Annotated in this window: 18 protein-coding genes and 2 tRNA genes; 7 read left to right on the top strand and 13 right to left on the bottom strand. The window is 62.8% G+C overall.

Annotated elements, in window-relative coordinates; genetic code table 11:
* Positions 1-45: 45 nt before the first annotated feature.
* The 7 genes from K359_RS0131540 to K359_RS0131495 all read right to left on the bottom strand — a co-directional run bounded on the left by K359_RS0131540 (position 46) and on the right by K359_RS0131495 (position 4,192).
* Positions 46-348, bottom strand: coding sequence for a hypothetical protein (locus K359_RS0131540; protein ID WP_029082892.1), 303 nt, complete (start codon positions 346-348; stop codon positions 46-48).
* Between the two features lie 61 nt (positions 349-409).
* Positions 410-1,735, bottom strand: a complete 1,326-nt coding sequence (locus tag K359_RS0131535) for a PBSX family phage terminase large subunit (RefSeq protein ID WP_029082891.1) — start codon at positions 1,733-1,735, stop codon at positions 410-412.
* 137 nt (positions 1,736-1,872) lie between these two features.
* On the bottom strand, positions 1,873-2,052 hold the full coding sequence (locus tag K359_RS0131525) for a hypothetical protein (RefSeq protein WP_029082890.1): 180 nt from the start codon (positions 2,050-2,052) through the stop codon (positions 1,873-1,875).
* Between the two features lie 114 nt (positions 2,053-2,166).
* Positions 2,167-2,640, bottom strand: coding sequence for a hypothetical protein (locus K359_RS0131520; protein ID WP_156928752.1), 474 nt, complete (start codon positions 2,638-2,640; stop codon positions 2,167-2,169).
* 38 nt (positions 2,641-2,678) lie between these two features.
* A complete protein-coding gene (locus K359_RS61735) occupies positions 2,679-2,918 on the bottom strand; it encodes a hypothetical protein (RefSeq protein WP_029082888.1) in 240 nt (79 codons plus the stop codon).
* 360 nt (positions 2,919-3,278) lie between these two features.
* The gene (locus K359_RS53485; protein WP_035977455.1) at positions 3,279-3,746 is read right to left on the bottom strand and encodes a hypothetical protein; all 468 of its coding nucleotides are present in this window, start codon (positions 3,744-3,746) and stop codon (positions 3,279-3,281) included.
* 8 nt (positions 3,747-3,754) lie between these two features.
* Positions 3,755-4,192 (bottom strand): hypothetical protein, encoded by a 438-nt coding sequence (locus K359_RS0131495; RefSeq protein ID WP_156928751.1) that lies wholly within the window; start codon positions 4,190-4,192, stop codon positions 3,755-3,757.
* A gap of 385 nt (positions 4,193-4,577) precedes the next feature.
* On the opposite strand from K359_RS0131495, the gene K359_RS0131490 reads away from it, so the two are divergent.
* From K359_RS0131490 to K359_RS0131475, 4 genes are read left to right on the top strand one after another with little or no spacing between them, the layout of a single operon-like run.
* On the top strand, positions 4,578-4,877 hold the full coding sequence (locus K359_RS0131490; protein WP_156928750.1) for a hypothetical protein: 300 nt from the start codon (positions 4,578-4,580) through the stop codon (positions 4,875-4,877).
* Positions 4,877-5,818, top strand: a complete 942-nt coding sequence (locus tag K359_RS57445; protein WP_029082884.1) for a hypothetical protein — start codon at positions 4,877-4,879, stop codon at positions 5,816-5,818. The genes K359_RS0131490 and K359_RS57445 overlap by 1 nt, the downstream gene beginning before the upstream one ends.
* Positions 5,819-5,857: 39 nt before the next feature.
* Positions 5,858-6,121 (top strand): hypothetical protein, encoded by a 264-nt coding sequence (locus K359_RS53475; protein ID WP_051346507.1) that lies wholly within the window; start codon positions 5,858-5,860, stop codon positions 6,119-6,121.
* Entirely contained in the window at positions 6,099-7,505 is a 1,407-nt protein-coding gene (locus K359_RS0131475) for a hypothetical protein (protein ID WP_029082883.1), read from the top strand. The genes K359_RS53475 and K359_RS0131475 overlap by 23 nt, the downstream gene beginning before the upstream one ends.
* A gap of 1 nt (position 7,506) precedes the next feature.
* Here K359_RS0131475 and K359_RS0131470 read toward each other — a convergent pair.
* Positions 7,507-7,583 (bottom strand) — tRNA-Asp (locus K359_RS0131470).
* A gap of 311 nt (positions 7,584-7,894) precedes the next feature.
* Here K359_RS0131470 and K359_RS0131465 point away from each other — a divergent pair.
* Complete coding sequence (locus tag K359_RS0131465; RefSeq protein WP_256375183.1) at positions 7,895-8,218, top strand: HU family DNA-binding protein; 324 nt, start codon at positions 7,895-7,897, stop codon at positions 8,216-8,218.
* A gap of 198 nt (positions 8,219-8,416) precedes the next feature.
* Positions 8,417-9,673: a peptidase T gene (pepT, locus tag K359_RS0131460; protein ID WP_029082881.1), complete on the top strand. Its 1,257-nt coding sequence runs from the start codon at positions 8,417-8,419 to the stop codon at positions 9,671-9,673.
* Here the strand turns inward: pepT and K359_RS0131455 are convergent, their stop codons facing one another.
* The 5 genes from K359_RS0131455 to K359_RS0131435 all read right to left on the bottom strand — a co-directional run bounded on the left by K359_RS0131455 (position 9,674) and on the right by K359_RS0131435 (position 12,078).
* Positions 9,674-10,525, bottom strand: coding sequence for a class I SAM-dependent methyltransferase (locus K359_RS0131455; RefSeq protein ID WP_029082880.1), 852 nt, complete (start codon positions 10,523-10,525; stop codon positions 9,674-9,676).
* A gap of 138 nt (positions 10,526-10,663) precedes the next feature.
* A complete protein-coding gene (locus K359_RS0131450; RefSeq protein WP_029082879.1) occupies positions 10,664-10,969 on the bottom strand; it encodes a YciI family protein in 306 nt (101 codons plus the stop codon).
* 22 nt (positions 10,970-10,991) lie between these two features.
* Positions 10,992-11,291 carry a hypothetical protein gene (locus tag K359_RS0131445; RefSeq protein WP_029082878.1) on the bottom strand — a complete coding sequence of 100 codons (300 nt, stop codon included), beginning with the start codon at positions 11,289-11,291 and terminating at the stop codon, positions 10,992-10,994.
* Between the two features lie 250 nt (positions 11,292-11,541).
* A tRNA-Val gene (locus K359_RS0131440) sits at positions 11,542-11,618 on the bottom strand.
* Between the two features lie 55 nt (positions 11,619-11,673).
* Positions 11,674-12,078 carry a GFA family protein gene (locus K359_RS0131435; protein ID WP_029082877.1) on the bottom strand — a complete coding sequence of 135 codons (405 nt, stop codon included), beginning with the start codon at positions 12,076-12,078 and terminating at the stop codon, positions 11,674-11,676.
* A 183-nt stretch (positions 12,079-12,261) separates the two neighbouring features.
* Here K359_RS0131435 and K359_RS0131430 point away from each other — a divergent pair, with 183 nt between their 5' ends.
* Positions 12,262-12,930, top strand: a complete 669-nt coding sequence (locus K359_RS0131430) for a GntR family transcriptional regulator (protein WP_029082876.1) — start codon at positions 12,262-12,264, stop codon at positions 12,928-12,930.

Raw genomic sequence — 12,930 nt, 5'->3', positions numbered from 1 at the left:
ATCGAGGCGCCGCTTCCGAAGAATTTCTTGACCGCCCGCACCGCCCTAGCCCGTGGTCGAAAACACGGACGTCACGTCGGCATCGACGCCGGTCGCCGTCGCAACGGCCAACTGATAGGTGCCCGGCGGGATGTTGACGACCTGGTATGCGTCCGCGGTGAAAGGAGCCGACAGGACGGAAATGAAGGTCGTTCCGTCAGCAGCTTGCCGCTTTAGGTCGACCGAGCCACCGCCCCAGGTATCGGCGTGCACCGTGACGCCGAAGCAGCCGCCTTTCAGCGCGAAGGCCGCCGGCGTCGCCGCGATGTTCTGGAAAACCTGACTATCGACGTTGCCGTATAGCGACATGGTGAGCCCCGATGAGCGAAAAGCGCTGCATCGGTGCTACCACCCGCCGGGAAATGAATTTTCAGACGCTTTGCCAGGATCCGCCGCCCGAGCTGCGTCGGTCGCGGTACCGATCGCGCGGAGGCGGTGCGCCGGCCGGCTGATCGTAGTGAATGCACATCAGGCCGAAGGCGTCGGCGCCGTGGCTCGACCAATCATGGTTAGGCCCTAGCCCGATGTCCCGCTCTTTATCGTTCGAGCGCTTTTCGTGGTACCAGCCGAGCGCATCGCGGCCCGGCTCAGTCGTCGCGCCGTTGAAGAATATCCGCGGGAAAAGCCGCCGGCCGGTCTCAATGCGCGCCGAGGCCGCGCCCGCGCCCTGGTTCGGCACTACCAGCACGTCAAAGCCCGCTTCCCGGATCGCGCTTTCGTAGGACGTCGCAAAGACCTTTTCGCCGGCCGCGCCGTCATGCGGCAGGACGCAAAGCGCCTTGTCCCACTTCCGATCGCGCAGCCAGGCGACATGGGCCGAGAGCGGCTGACCTTGCGCCTCGTAATAGTCGAGCACGTTGATTTGCTGCCCGATGAATTGAGCAATCCAAATCGCTGTTGCGTCCGCCTTGGCGCCCGTGCCGCCGATGTCCCAATAGGCGCGTACCTGCATGAGCGGATCGCGCGGGACGAACGCAATGCGGCCCTGCTCTTTCGCCTCTAGCAGGCCCTTGGCGTAATACGCGCCCTCGACCACCGTTCGGAAACCGCCGTTCCACACCCAATCGTATTGATCGGGCCGGTTTTTCTGGTCATCGAGCCGCGTCTTGTTGAGGATCGCGGGAAAGAACGGGTTATCCCGCCAGTTCAGCTCTATGATTTTCGAGCCTTCCGGCGGGCTTTCCCGGAACCGCTTGTGCGTCGCGCTTTTCTTGCGGTCAGGGTTCCAGGTGATCCAGATTTCGGCGCCCTCTTCGCGCACGGTCGGGATGGTGACGTCCCAGGCATCATTCGAGACCGGTTCAGCCTCATCGACCCAGAGAAGCAGTATCTTCGCCTTTGACTTGATGCTTTCGAGGTTGTGCCGAAGGCCGGCAAACACGAACGATATCCGCCGGCATTTGGTCCTGACATAGGTTTCGCCGACGTCGAAGAAATCGGCGAGCCAGGGTTCAGACGAAATTGCGAACTTGACCTCGGCCAACGAGCTGTCAGCCAGCGAATTCATGAACTCGCGGCCGCACAGGATGATCCCCTCGCGGCCTTCCGTTGCCCACATCATGGCGCGTACGGCCGCCATCTTGGCAAACGAGCGCGTTTTGGCCGAGCCGCGGCCACCAAAGGCACCGCGATACATCGCCTCGCCGGTGAACACATCGACGAGCTTAGGAGGCAGGAGGATTTGAGCCGCGGTCATGCGTAGCCGAGGAAATGCCGAGCCGCCTGCACACCGAGCAGCGCAAGCCAGCCGTAGAGGACGGACAGATAGGCTAGCGCTGTGATATCATCGCGTGTCATGCGGAACGGTTATGCAACGTTGCAGGAAACGTTTCCTCAGGGAGCGAGGCCGATAGCTGCGAAGAAACCGCCCTCATAGAGCAGCCAGAGCGTGAAAACCGGAACGACAAACACATAGCCGAAATTGTAGGTACCGCGGCGCCTCTCGCCATAGAGAGCAAGCGAGATGCCGAAGCCGATAGCCATTAGCGAGAGAAAGACGATTTGCGGCCACATGGGCGACGCTCCAGGTTCGGGTTAGAGATCAGTCAGACAGCCCCCAGAGGCAAAGCGCGATGAACGCGAGCCCGTGGCAACCGTTGAATAGGCACAGGCAGGCCATAAGCAGCATCACGCACCCTCCAGGAACGCCAAGCGGCGGTCGCGGATCGCTTCCCGCGCGCCAGGCGTCAGCGTAGGAGGCCGAGGCGCCGGCAAGCTGGTAGCGCACGCCGGCGGCGGCTCGCGGCCTTCCATCAAGGCGCGGAGCTTGGCCTTGTCCGATCGCGTGATAGACCAGCCGCCGGCGCCCCATTCGGTGTTGACGTGGATACCGACCTTTTCGAGCGCGGCCCGTACCTTGACCATTTGCACGTCAATCAGCTTCATTTCCGGCTTGTCGCACTCAGGCCGAGCGCCAAATAGGACCGTGAACATTGCCTCACGGCCGGCAACTGCCCGCTTGAGCATGAACCCGACCATTTCGCATTGCTGCGGTGTGGCATCGAGCACCGTCAACAGCCGCGAAACGTCGTCGTTGCCGACGCCGAGCAGCGCCTCTAGCTCCTGTACGCGATCCTGCAACTGTTGTTCGGTAGAGCTCAAATCGTCCCCCTTGTCTCAGCCCGCCGGAAACTGCCGGCTCAGACGTACCAACGATCAACGCCAGCCGGCGGCTTTCGGTCATATCGAAACGGCCCGGCCGGCTTGTTCGCCGGCGCCGCATCTGTCGCCGCAGGCTCAAGCTGGCGCCGCATGAAATCCAGCGCCTCGCCGATCGTGCTGGATGCGAACAGCTCCATTCCGCATTCCCCAGGCCGGGGATGCCCGGCGGACACGACAAAGCCGCCGGCCGGTAATTTCTCGATCCGAAATGCGTTCATGCTTCCCCCCGAAACGTTGCGATGCCATGTGCGAGCGCGATCCGTGAGGAAGTGTTCCGAACGTCACCGCGGCGATAGCCCAGGTCATCCAGGAACCACACCCAATCGGCCCGCACCGGCTGGCGCCGATCGAGGATGCAAGGCGGCTCAACGAAACGCGGCATAAAGGTCATGCGATCTCCCTTGTTTTGACGTCAGCGGTGCTGCACTCAGCGTGAAAATGGGCGCTCGCCGCCGACCAGGACGCCCATTGAATTGGCCTCATCTCGCCGTGAACGAACACGGCGTAAAATTCGTTGTCGACGCGCGCCGGCGAGGTCGAGATCCGGACAAGGGCGGCACCGTGGAGCGGTCCGCGCGTCATGATGCATCCCCGAGGTTCGCTGGGATCGGAGCCGCGACCAGCTCAATCCGAGTGACTTCCGACTTGATCGGCCCGCCATCCGCGCCGGTGACCTCTTGCGTGATCTTGTCGCCGTACTTCCTCGGCGCCAGGCGAGCCGCCAGCCATTTCCGGCTATCGACCCGCAGCCTCGACCGCGCGATGACGTCGTGATCGGTCATCACGTTACCCTCGTCGTCCTTGTAAGTGTCGTTCCGGCCATCGTCCGAAATCTCAAGGATTTCTTCCGCCAGGAGGTGCGCCCGAGCGTCCACCGCGCGCGCGTATAGGTCCGAGAACTCTTTGTGAGCCGCCAGCCACAGGAACACGGTCGACCGCGCAGGCATGTCCTCATCCTTGCAGATGGTGCGCAGGCTTTCGCCTTCTGCCATCCGGTCGCAGATCAGGGCAGCGAGTTGGAGGGAGTAATCGGACGGGCGAGCCATAGGGAGACTTACTGGCCCCCGTTGGTGAATTGACCGATGTCCGCCAGGAGGCGATCAGCGTCGCCTTCAACGGCGGTTGCGAGCTGGTCATGAGCGTCCGCGGCCTGTTCCATCCTGGTTAGGGCCGCGTCCATCTTGGTGCTGGTGTTCTCGACCTTCTGACGGATCGCGCGGAGGCGCGTGGAGAATGAACCGCCAGCATAGCCGGCGCCGGTAACGCTCATGGTTTCCTCTTTCGGTTGGTCTGGGATGATCGAGACGGCCGGGAGCCGCATCGCGTTGCGGATTGCGTCCTCTATGTCCTGGTCGGAAGCGAACGCGCCGACGCTGGCGCTCATTCCACCATTGGCCCAGGTGAGGTGCTGATAGCCGGCCGAAAGCGCGAGAGTGAGCGTTTCGATACCGGGCACATCAGCCATTCGGGAGCGCAAATCAGCAATGCTCATGCCTCTAGCAATCTCCCGGCTGCGTTAATTCCGGAAACGGAAAGTGAGCGACTTTCCGATTTCTCGGGATAACTTTTCGAAAGTCCCACAGACGCACTGGCGAAGCCGCGCGGGTTGAAACGTTTCGTGAAACGTTTCATTGCGCGCGGCGCTAGAGCCAACGCTTGCTGCACTGATCTATTTCTGTGGGCGTGCTGTGAATGTGCACCGCATGACGCTTTGAGAATTTACTAGGGCGGTCCTACAAACCAATTCAGACAATGAATTCCCTTGGCCAGAGGGATGAGGATGCGAAAACCAGAAGCCTTCGTTGGGCCCCGGTTTCGCGAATAGCGAAGCACTGCGTCCTGTGCCTTGGCCGGCCGGGCGCCCAACGGAGATGACCTTGGAAAAAGCCGATCAGATCAGCCCCTATCGGGCCAGCTTAGAAACGCGCAAGCAGCAACGTGACGACGAACTTTGGTTCATTGCTGAAATCTTCATGCGGGCGTTTCGTGACGATGAGATCAACCGCACTCGCCTAGCGAGCATCCGCTCGTTCTTGGAACGGCTCAGTGTTCACGACGTCCAAGAGGCGATGGAAGTAGCGACCGACAAAATGCCCTGGAGCCGCGACAGGGCCTTTCGTTACTTCTGCGGCACCTGCTGGAACAAGATCAAGCGATCGAGCGGAGCCGCGGCCTAGTGGGAAGAATTCGCACCATCAAACCGGAGTTTCCGCAGTCCGAAAGCGTCGGCAAGCTCTCGCGTGACGCGCGGTTGCTGTTCATCCAGCTTTGGACGCTATCGGACGATGAGGGGAGGCTTCGCGCATCCTCGCGAATGCTCGCGAGCCTTCTTTACCCCTACGACGACGACGCGAACTTTCTCATTGATGGCTGGCTCGATGAGCTTGAGCAGCGCGAAATGGTGAGGCGGTATGTGGTCGAGGGTTCAACCTACCTCGAAATCACTAACTGGCTGGAACATCAGAAGATTGACAAGCCGTCAAAATCTCGATTGCCGGCATTCGTGGAGAATTCGCGAGCCCTCGCGAATGTTCGCGAGGCTTCGGCTACGGACCTAGGACCTAGGACCAGGACCAAGGAAGAGGATCATTCTCGGTCGGTCGAAGATCGACCTGCGAGCGATCCAAGGCAAATCGACCTTGAAGAGGCGATAGCGGCCAAGCGCAGCGCTGAACCGTCCCGCTTTGACGAGTTCTGGCAGGCCTATCCTCGCCGGGATGGTCCGAACCCGCGCAAGCCGGCGGAAACCAGGTTCAACTCGCTGGTGAAAACCGGGCTAGATCCGCAAATGCTGATCGACGCGGCCCGCAAGCTGGCGAGCGATGAGCAGGCGCGCGGCAACGTCGGGACGCGGTTCATTCCGCAGGCCTGCACCTGGCTCAACCAACAGCGCTGGTCGGATCATGCGGCCGTCGCCGCGCTTCAAACGATCGCCGGCGGCGAAGGCGAAGAATTCCAGCTTGAAAGCGCTGTGAAGTTCTACGCGCGGACGCGGGTTTGGTCTCGCCATGCTGGTCCGGAGCCCGGCCTAACTGGCTGTCGCGCTTCGGCTGAATTGCTCGCAAAGCACGGACTAGCCCCAGATGGTCGCAAGCTGCCCGCCGTCGTCGCTGCGTAGCATGCCCAAACACTCGCAAATCATGGAGATTTTTCTTTAGTGGGACGTACTCGAACCATTGAGCCCGGCGACATCACGCCGACCGAGGCCGCCAAAGTGATGGGCCAGGATCTCGCGCAGTTCAAAGCCAGCCTGCCGGCATTGCTGGACCGCGGCTTTCCTCCGGCGGATCCCACCACCGGCAATTTCGCACTCGACGCCATCATGATTTGGCGCCGCGCCCGCTTTAGGCGGCTGTTTCCGGACGTCCCGGAGTTGACGTCGAGTCCGCGCCTGCGCGATGCTCGCGAAAAGCTGGGCTGAGAACACGGCCGCCATGGGGCGCGATAGCATCAGGTATTTCGTCTACTCGAAAGGCCGCTGGAAATGGCAGCCGACGAAGCCCATGCGCGCCCATGGGTTTTTCACGGTCAAGATGGGGCTAGGCGGCCCCGGCGTCGACAGCAAGGGGTATCCTACCGCCAGCACCGAAGACAAAATGAAGGCGGTCGAATTGAACGCCGCGTGGGATGCTGCGCGCTTGGGTCTCCCGGCCCCGCAGAAGCGCGTAGAGGCGTCACCCAAATATCCCCCTGGAAGTGTCGGCGATGGCTACCAGCGCGCTATGGCGATCCGCAAGGCGGCTAGGCTGGCAAAGGGCATCGTCTGGACCAACGAGCAGGTGAAGCGGGATAGCTGGCCGCGCGCATGGAAGTGGATCGAGCCGAAATTTGCGGACTGTGACCCGCGCACCATCACGCCGGAACACTTCCTGCGTCTCGATCAAGCAACCGGCAAACCGGCCGGCCTTGTCGTCGAGATTGAGACCAAGGTCTCCGTCACTGAACGTTTCATGGTCATCAAGGTTTGGCGCGCGCTCTGGAAGAAAATGGGCGGCATGAAGTATTGCGACCTGACTGCCGACCCCGCGAAGACGTTCCCGAACACGCCGCCGAAGCCCCGCGATCAGGTGTGGTACCGGAAAGAGGTATTGAAGCTGGTCCAAGTCGCATGGCGGAACGGCTATTACGGCCTCGCGGCTCTTATGGCCGTGGCTTGGGATAGCCAACTCTCGCCGATCGACACGCGCAGCCTCAACTTCGAAAAGGCGCGGCTCGATAATGTCGGCGTTTACTTCGCGCTCGATCGTGCGAAAACTGGGCGCGCGGCTGCGGCGACGCTATCGGCATGGTCACTGGCGATCCTGCGCGCCTACCTCGCGAAGCAGTTTAGCGGCGCAAAGCTGCTCGATAAAACGCCCTTGTTCTGGACGCGCGGCGGGCGCCCCGTAAGCCGAAACGGCGAAACCGGCCAGTGGGGCGGCGATCACGGCGGCGGCAGGCACGTCCCTTCCCGACCCTACACCAAGAGCAGCGCAAACCAGGATTTCGCGGAGGTCCGGAAGCTCGCTTTCGGGCCGTCCGAAATGCGCCAGCTCCAGGATATGCGACGTTCCGGCGCGGTAGAGGGTGACGTCGGCGGCGCGACTGTGGAGGATCAATCCAACAAAATGGCAAACACGGTCGACCGCAACGAAAAGCTGCGCGAGACCTACAACCCGGTGAACGTCGTGAGCGCCCGCCGTTTCGACCAGGCGCGCATCATCGGGGCCAAGCTGCTTGAGGAACAAAAAGTGGCAAAAAGTATTTCTGCCACGCCCCAAGAAATACTTTTGGGGACCGACATTCCAGCTAAGTTATTGAAATAAATGGCGCGAGAGACGGGACTCGAACCCGCGGCCTCCGCCGTGACAGGGCGGCGCTCTAACCAACTGAGCTACTCCCGCGGATGCCGATCATCGGATTGATCCGCGCAGGACCGAGGGCATAAAGGGCCTCTTCCCGTTAGTCAAGGACGTTCCGGATCCCTGCACAGCACGGGCTTTTTTGCGCTCAAGGCCCGAGTTGTCGGCTGTTTTCAGGCAAAACGGCGGTGTCAGTAAAGCCCCGAATCAACTAAGGCCTGACAGGTCTGGGTTTCCTGTGGCCGGCCCGGCGCTGCCCGTTCCCAGAACCGGCGGTTTCAGGACTTTTTCGGACGCACTTTTCCCGACGCGAACGGCACGCCATTCGCGCGAAAGCAGCAAGCAATCCAGCCATTCAGCAACGAGGAGGGCCAGACATGGCGAAGAAAGCAGCGACACCGGCGACGATCACGCTGAAGCACCTGGCGGCGGCCATCGCCGAAGAGCAGGAGCTGTCCAAGAAGCAGGCCGAGGCGTTCCTGACCGACATGGTCAACCGGATCACCAAGCACCTCAAGAAGGGCGAGCGTATCAGGATCGTCGGCCTCGGCATCCTCCAGGTCCGCAAGCGCGCCGCCCGCATGGGCCGCAACCCGGCGACCGGCGAGCAGATCCACATCAAGGCGAGCAAGAAGGTCGCCTTCCGCGCCGCCAAGGAGCTGAAGGAAGCCGTCTAGGCCGATTCGCTCGAAAGCGCTCGAAGCCTGTAACTCTCTCCGTTAAGACAAAGCGCCATTCCGGCTGGTCACGCGGCCCCGGAATGGCGCTTTTCTGTTATAGAGTTGTCTCTCGGCGCTTGCCTTGTCGCGGTCTGCTCGCACGAACCGACTTGGCCAAGGCGCTGTCTCCCCCTTCCCTACCTTAGTGCGGTCTTCATGCTGGCACCGGCTCTCGACTTCAAGCACACCGTCACCGAGCGCTTCCTGCGCTATGTCGTGATCGATACCCAGTCCAACCCGGATTCTCCCACCACGCCCTCCACCGAGAAGCAGAAGAATCTCGGCCGCCTGCTGGTCGCCGAGTTGCAAGCGATGGGCGTAGCGGACGCGCATCTTGATCCGCATGGCTACGTCTATGCGACGATCCCGGCCAACACCGGCAAGACGGTGCCGGTGATCTGCTTCTGCTCGCACATGGACACCTCGCCCGACTGCACCGGCAAGAACGTCAAGCCGCAGGTCGTGAAGAACTATCGCGGCGGCAACATCGTGTTGCCTGCCGATTCCTCGCAGGTGATCCGCGCCGCCGAGCATGAAGCGCTGGCCGACCAGATCGGCAACGACATCATCACAACCGACGGCACCACTTTGCTCGGCGCCGACAACAAGGCCGGCCTCGCCGAGATCATGGATGCCGCGCATTTCCTGATCACCAATCCGCAGGTGAAGCACGGCACCATCAAGATCCTGTTCACGCCGGACGAGGAGATCGGCCGCGGCGTCGACAAGGTCGACATCAAAAAACTCGGCGCCGACTTCGGCTACACCATGGACGGAGAGACCGCCGGCCATATCGAGGACGAGACCTTCTCGGCCGACGGCGCCAGCATCATCATCGAAGGCGTCGCGACCCATCCGGGCTTCGCCAAGGGCAAGATGGAGCACGCGATCAAGATCGCCGCCGCGATCGTCGATCGCCTGCCGAAGCATACCTGCTCGCCCGAGACCACCGAAGGCAAGGAAGGTTTTCTGCATCCGGTCGCGATTTCGGGCGCGCTGGAGAACGCGCGGATCGAGTTCATCGTGCGCGATTTCACCGAGGCCAGCCTGAAGCAGAAGGAAGCCCTGCTCGAAGAGATCGTGCAGGACGTCATGAAGGCGTATCCGCGCTCGACCTACCGCATGGAGGTCAAGCAGCAATACCGCAACATGAAAGAGGTGATCGATCGCCACCCGCAGATCGTCGCCTATGCAATCGAGGCGATCGAGCGCGCCGGCCTGACGCCGGTGAAGACCTCGATCCGCGGCGGCACCGATGGTTCACGGCTGTCCTTCATGGGACTGCCCTGCCCGAACATCTTCGCCGGCGAGCACGCGTTCCATTCGCGGCTCGAATGGGTCAGCCGGCAGGACATGGAAAAGGCCGTGCAGACCATCGTCCATCTGGCGATGATCTGGGAAGAGAAGGCCTGATCAGGCCCGCGCGGTCACGATCCAGATCGCGCCCGGCAGCAGCACGGCATCGCCCTTCGCGAACGGCGCGAGCGCCTCGCGCATCGATGCGATGGCGGCGGCGCGCACGTCATCCGGGTGCCCTTCCAGCGCACGGCTGGCCGGCCCGATTTCGAGCGCGCCCTGGATCGCCGCATCCATGCCGCGACTAACAGCAACGTCGAGCTCGACCTTGCACGGCTCCATGGCGATGCCGGAGAAGCCGGCCTCGCCCAGGATCCGCTTCACCCGCGCCTCGGACGCAAACGAAAACGGACCGGGATCCTCGGGGCCGAGCTGCGGCAGTTTCGGCACGTGCTTGTAGACCGCCTGCAGCGGCGCCATGAAGAACGGATTCTCGCGCGGCTCCTGCCAGCAGGCGAAGGCGAGACGCCCGCTCTTCCGCATCGCCTTGTGCAGGTTGGCGAACGACACCGCTGGGTCGGCAAAGAACATCACGCCGAAGCGCGAGGCCAGCAGGTCGAAGCTCTCGCGCGCGAACGGATAGACGGTCGCATCCGCAAGCGCGAATTCGACCGGCAACCCCTGCGGCGCGCTCTGCCGCGCCCGCGTCAGCATCGGCTCCGAGACGTCGACGCCGAGCACGTGGCCATCGGGCGCGACCTTCGCCGCCAGCGCAAAGCTCGAGGCGCCGCTGCCGCAGCCGATATCGACGACGCGCTCGCCGGCTTTCGGGGCCGCGCGATCGATCAGGAGGTCGAGCACCGGCTGCAACACGATGTCCTGCGCAGCCTGCCTGGTGGCCCAGCGCTGGCCGCCCGGCCCGTTCCAATAGGCGATCTGATCGGCGTTTTGCGGATGACCTGCGTTCATGCGAACAAAACCTTTGCTGAGAAACTTGCGGCGAAGCTAAAGCGCGATGAGATCGTGTCGAATCGTCATCGCGCTTTAGCACCTTTTTTTGAGCATGATCTCTTCGGAAAACCGCTTCACACTTTTCCGGATCATGCTCTAACAGCTCTCGCGCGTCGCGGCGCGCAGCATCGGCATCACCTGATAGGTGAATCCGGCATTGGCCCTGGTGACGGGATCGTTGGCGACGATCTCCTGCGGATCGGCATCGTCGGACAGTTGCAGCACGCCCAGTCCCCAGACGCCGGCGGGATCGGCCACGGGACCGAACACAAGCGCCTTGCCGGCGCGCAGCAATTCGCCGCAATACGCGACATGCGCCTGCATGATCGCGGCTTCCTCAGGCGTCATGTCCTGCGGGAAGGTCGGACGCGGGCCGGTCAATTTACAGACGTAATACTTCATCGACCTGGCCTGCGGTCTCGGATTATTTGGCGGCTGCGCTCGTGGGCTTCGCCTGCTTCGGCGCAGGCGTCTTCGCGGTGGCCTTGGCGGCATTCGCCTTCGGCGCGCCCTGCCCATCGCTGCGCGCGATGCCCCAGGGGTCGGTGGGCTTCTGATCCGGCACGCCGCTGAGCGCGCGCTGGTAGGCACGTTGCTGCCGCTGTTCGTTGGCGGTATCCGCCGGTGATTTCTCGATCTCTTCGCGATAGCGCTGCACATGGTCCTGCGCCAAGGCAGGTCCGGCAATCATGGCAAGAAGAAGAATCGCGGCGAGTTTGCGCATGCATCAGGTTCCCGGTTAGGCCGAGATAATAGCATCGCAGCGAGGTCGATTCCAAACCTGCGCGGCGAGAACGACGATGACGAGAATCATACTTTGGTCCGCAAGGGAACGGCAGTGATCGGTAGTGAGCCCGTCCGCCTCCGCTCTTCGAGCTTCGGCGTGACAGCCTTCGCCCTGCGGCACCGATTACGCGGCAACTTCGGCCGCAAAAGGCTGGCTTGCCCAGCCGTAGCCCGTGAGGTGCGAATGCTGGTAGGCGGCGAGAGATTCGAACTCCCGACCCTCTCGGTGTAAACGAGATGCTCTAACCAGCTGAGCTAGCCGCCCTTACCTGCGCGCCTCTTTAGCCTCGCCCGCCCCTCAGGCGCAAGGTCGCAAGCCCTCAATCCGTCGGCCGCGCCGGCAATCCCCTGAGATCGTTGATCCATGGCGCGGCGGAGCGGCCCCAGAACTGGCGTCGCGGGGTCAATCCGCCGCGCTGGCGAATGCTGCCCCAGCGGATACCAAAATCGTCGGGACCGCCGTCCTCGCTGCTTGTGAACAACGGGGAACCGCAATCGCCGCAGAAATGCTGGAAGCGGATCCGGCCGTTGTCGCCCCGCTTGCCGTACACTTTCGGCGCACCTCCGGTCAGCCGGACCTGCTCGGCGGCACAGATCACCGTGACGCGATAGGGCGAGCCGGTCAGCGCCTGGCAGTCCGTGCAATGGCAGATCGATACTCGTTCGGGATCGATCTCGGCCTGATAGGTGACGGCCCCGCAATGGCATTGCCCGTCGATGTGCATCCGCGTTCTCCCAATTCCGTCAAACAAAGCGGCTCCCTGGGCGCCGTTCCATCGTGTGCGGCTCGGCTGCCGGCCTGCTCCTTGGGAGCAATGCTGGTATCCCGGATCGGCCTAGTTTGGGATACCAAACCGGGATACGCTAACCACCACAAACTCGATCCCGTGCACCCGCCGAGGCCCCCCATGTCGCAGATGCTCCAGATCCACGACCAGCTCCGGGAGATGATCCTCTCGCTCGACCTGGGCCCCGGCGAGCGGCTGACCGAACGTTGGCTGGAGAGCCGGTTCGAGGGGTCGCGCACGCCGATCCGTGCCGCCCTGGTGCGGCTCGAAGGCGAAGAGCTGGTCCGTCGCGACGGCCGCAACTGGATCGTGGCGCCGATCGATCTCGGCGAGCTGGAGGCGCTGGCCGAGTTCCGCAGTCCACTGGAAACGACAGCCGTCCGCCTCGCCTGCGCGCGGGCGAGCGCGGCCGACATCGCCGGCGTCGAGGAGATGCTGGATGCCTGCCAGTCCGGCGCGCTGCGCGAGGAATGGCACCGCGTCGGCACCGATTTCCATGTCGAGATCGCGCGGCTCTCCGGCAATCCGTTCATCGTCAAGGCGATCGCCGGTGCGATGACCCGGCTGTCGCGGGCACGCTGGCTCGAAGTGTGGACCGAACCCTCGCGCGAGCAGGCCTGGCGCGAGCACCGCCGCATCCTCGGCTTCATCAAGGACAACGATCCGGATTCTGCCGCGCGCGAGGCTGCCGATCACATCACCGCCACCCGCGATCGGCTGCTGCGTTCGCTGAACGAGGATCGCCGCGGCCTGCGCGCGCGCGGCTTCGCCGTGATCGGGCTGCGCTGA

The sequence above is a fragment of the Bradyrhizobium sp. th-b2 genome (assembly GCF_000426785.1).
Lineage (GTDB): Bacteria > Pseudomonadota > Alphaproteobacteria > Rhizobiales > Xanthobacteraceae > Bradyrhizobium > Bradyrhizobium septentrionale.
Note: the sequence above shows the minus strand (reverse complement) of the source record. Positions and strands in the feature narration are given on the sequence as shown.

What these genes read in the sequence shown, in the direction of transcription:
- K359_RS0131445 (WP_029082878.1), bottom strand. Translation starts at nt 11,291, where the DNA reads ATGCGCAAACTCGCCGCGATTCTTCTTCTTGCCATGATTGCCGGACCT.
- K359_RS0131525 (WP_029082890.1), bottom strand. Translation starts at nt 2,052, where the DNA reads ATGTGGCCGCAAATCGTCTTTCTCTCGCTAATGGCTATCGGCTTCGGC.
- K359_RS0131435 (WP_029082877.1), bottom strand. Translation starts at nt 12,078, where the DNA reads ATGCACATCGACGGGCAATGCCATTGCGGGGCCGTCACCTATCAGGCC.
- K359_RS0131475 (WP_029082883.1), top strand. Translation starts at nt 6,099, where the DNA reads ATGCTCGCGAAAAGCTGGGCTGAGAACACGGCCGCCATGGGGCGCGAT.
- K359_RS53485 (WP_035977455.1), bottom strand. Translation starts at nt 3,746, where the DNA reads ATGGCTCGCCCGTCCGATTACTCCCTCCAACTCGCTGCCCTGATCTGC.
- K359_RS0131450 (WP_029082879.1), bottom strand. Translation starts at nt 10,969, where the DNA reads ATGAAGTATTACGTCTGTAAATTGACCGGCCCGCGTCCGACCTTCCCG.
- K359_RS0131455 (WP_029082880.1), bottom strand. Translation starts at nt 10,525, where the DNA reads ATGAACGCAGGTCATCCGCAAAACGCCGATCAGATCGCCTATTGGAAC.
- K359_RS0131535 (WP_029082891.1), bottom strand. Translation starts at nt 1,735, where the DNA reads ATGACCGCGGCTCAAATCCTCCTGCCTCCTAAGCTCGTCGATGTGTTC.
- K359_RS0131540 (WP_029082892.1), bottom strand. Translation starts at nt 348, where the DNA reads ATGTCGCTATACGGCAACGTCGATAGTCAGGTTTTCCAGAACATCGCG.
- K359_RS0131495 (WP_156928751.1), bottom strand. Translation starts at nt 4,192, where the DNA reads ATGAGCATTGCTGATTTGCGCTCCCGAATGGCTGATGTGCCCGGTATC.
- pepT (WP_029082881.1), top strand. Translation starts at nt 8,417, where the DNA reads ATGCTGGCACCGGCTCTCGACTTCAAGCACACCGTCACCGAGCGCTTC.
- K359_RS61735 (WP_029082888.1), bottom strand. Translation starts at nt 2,918, where the DNA reads ATGAACGCATTTCGGATCGAGAAATTACCGGCCGGCGGCTTTGTCGTG.
- K359_RS0131430 (WP_029082876.1), top strand. Translation starts at nt 12,262, where the DNA reads ATGTCGCAGATGCTCCAGATCCACGACCAGCTCCGGGAGATGATCCTC.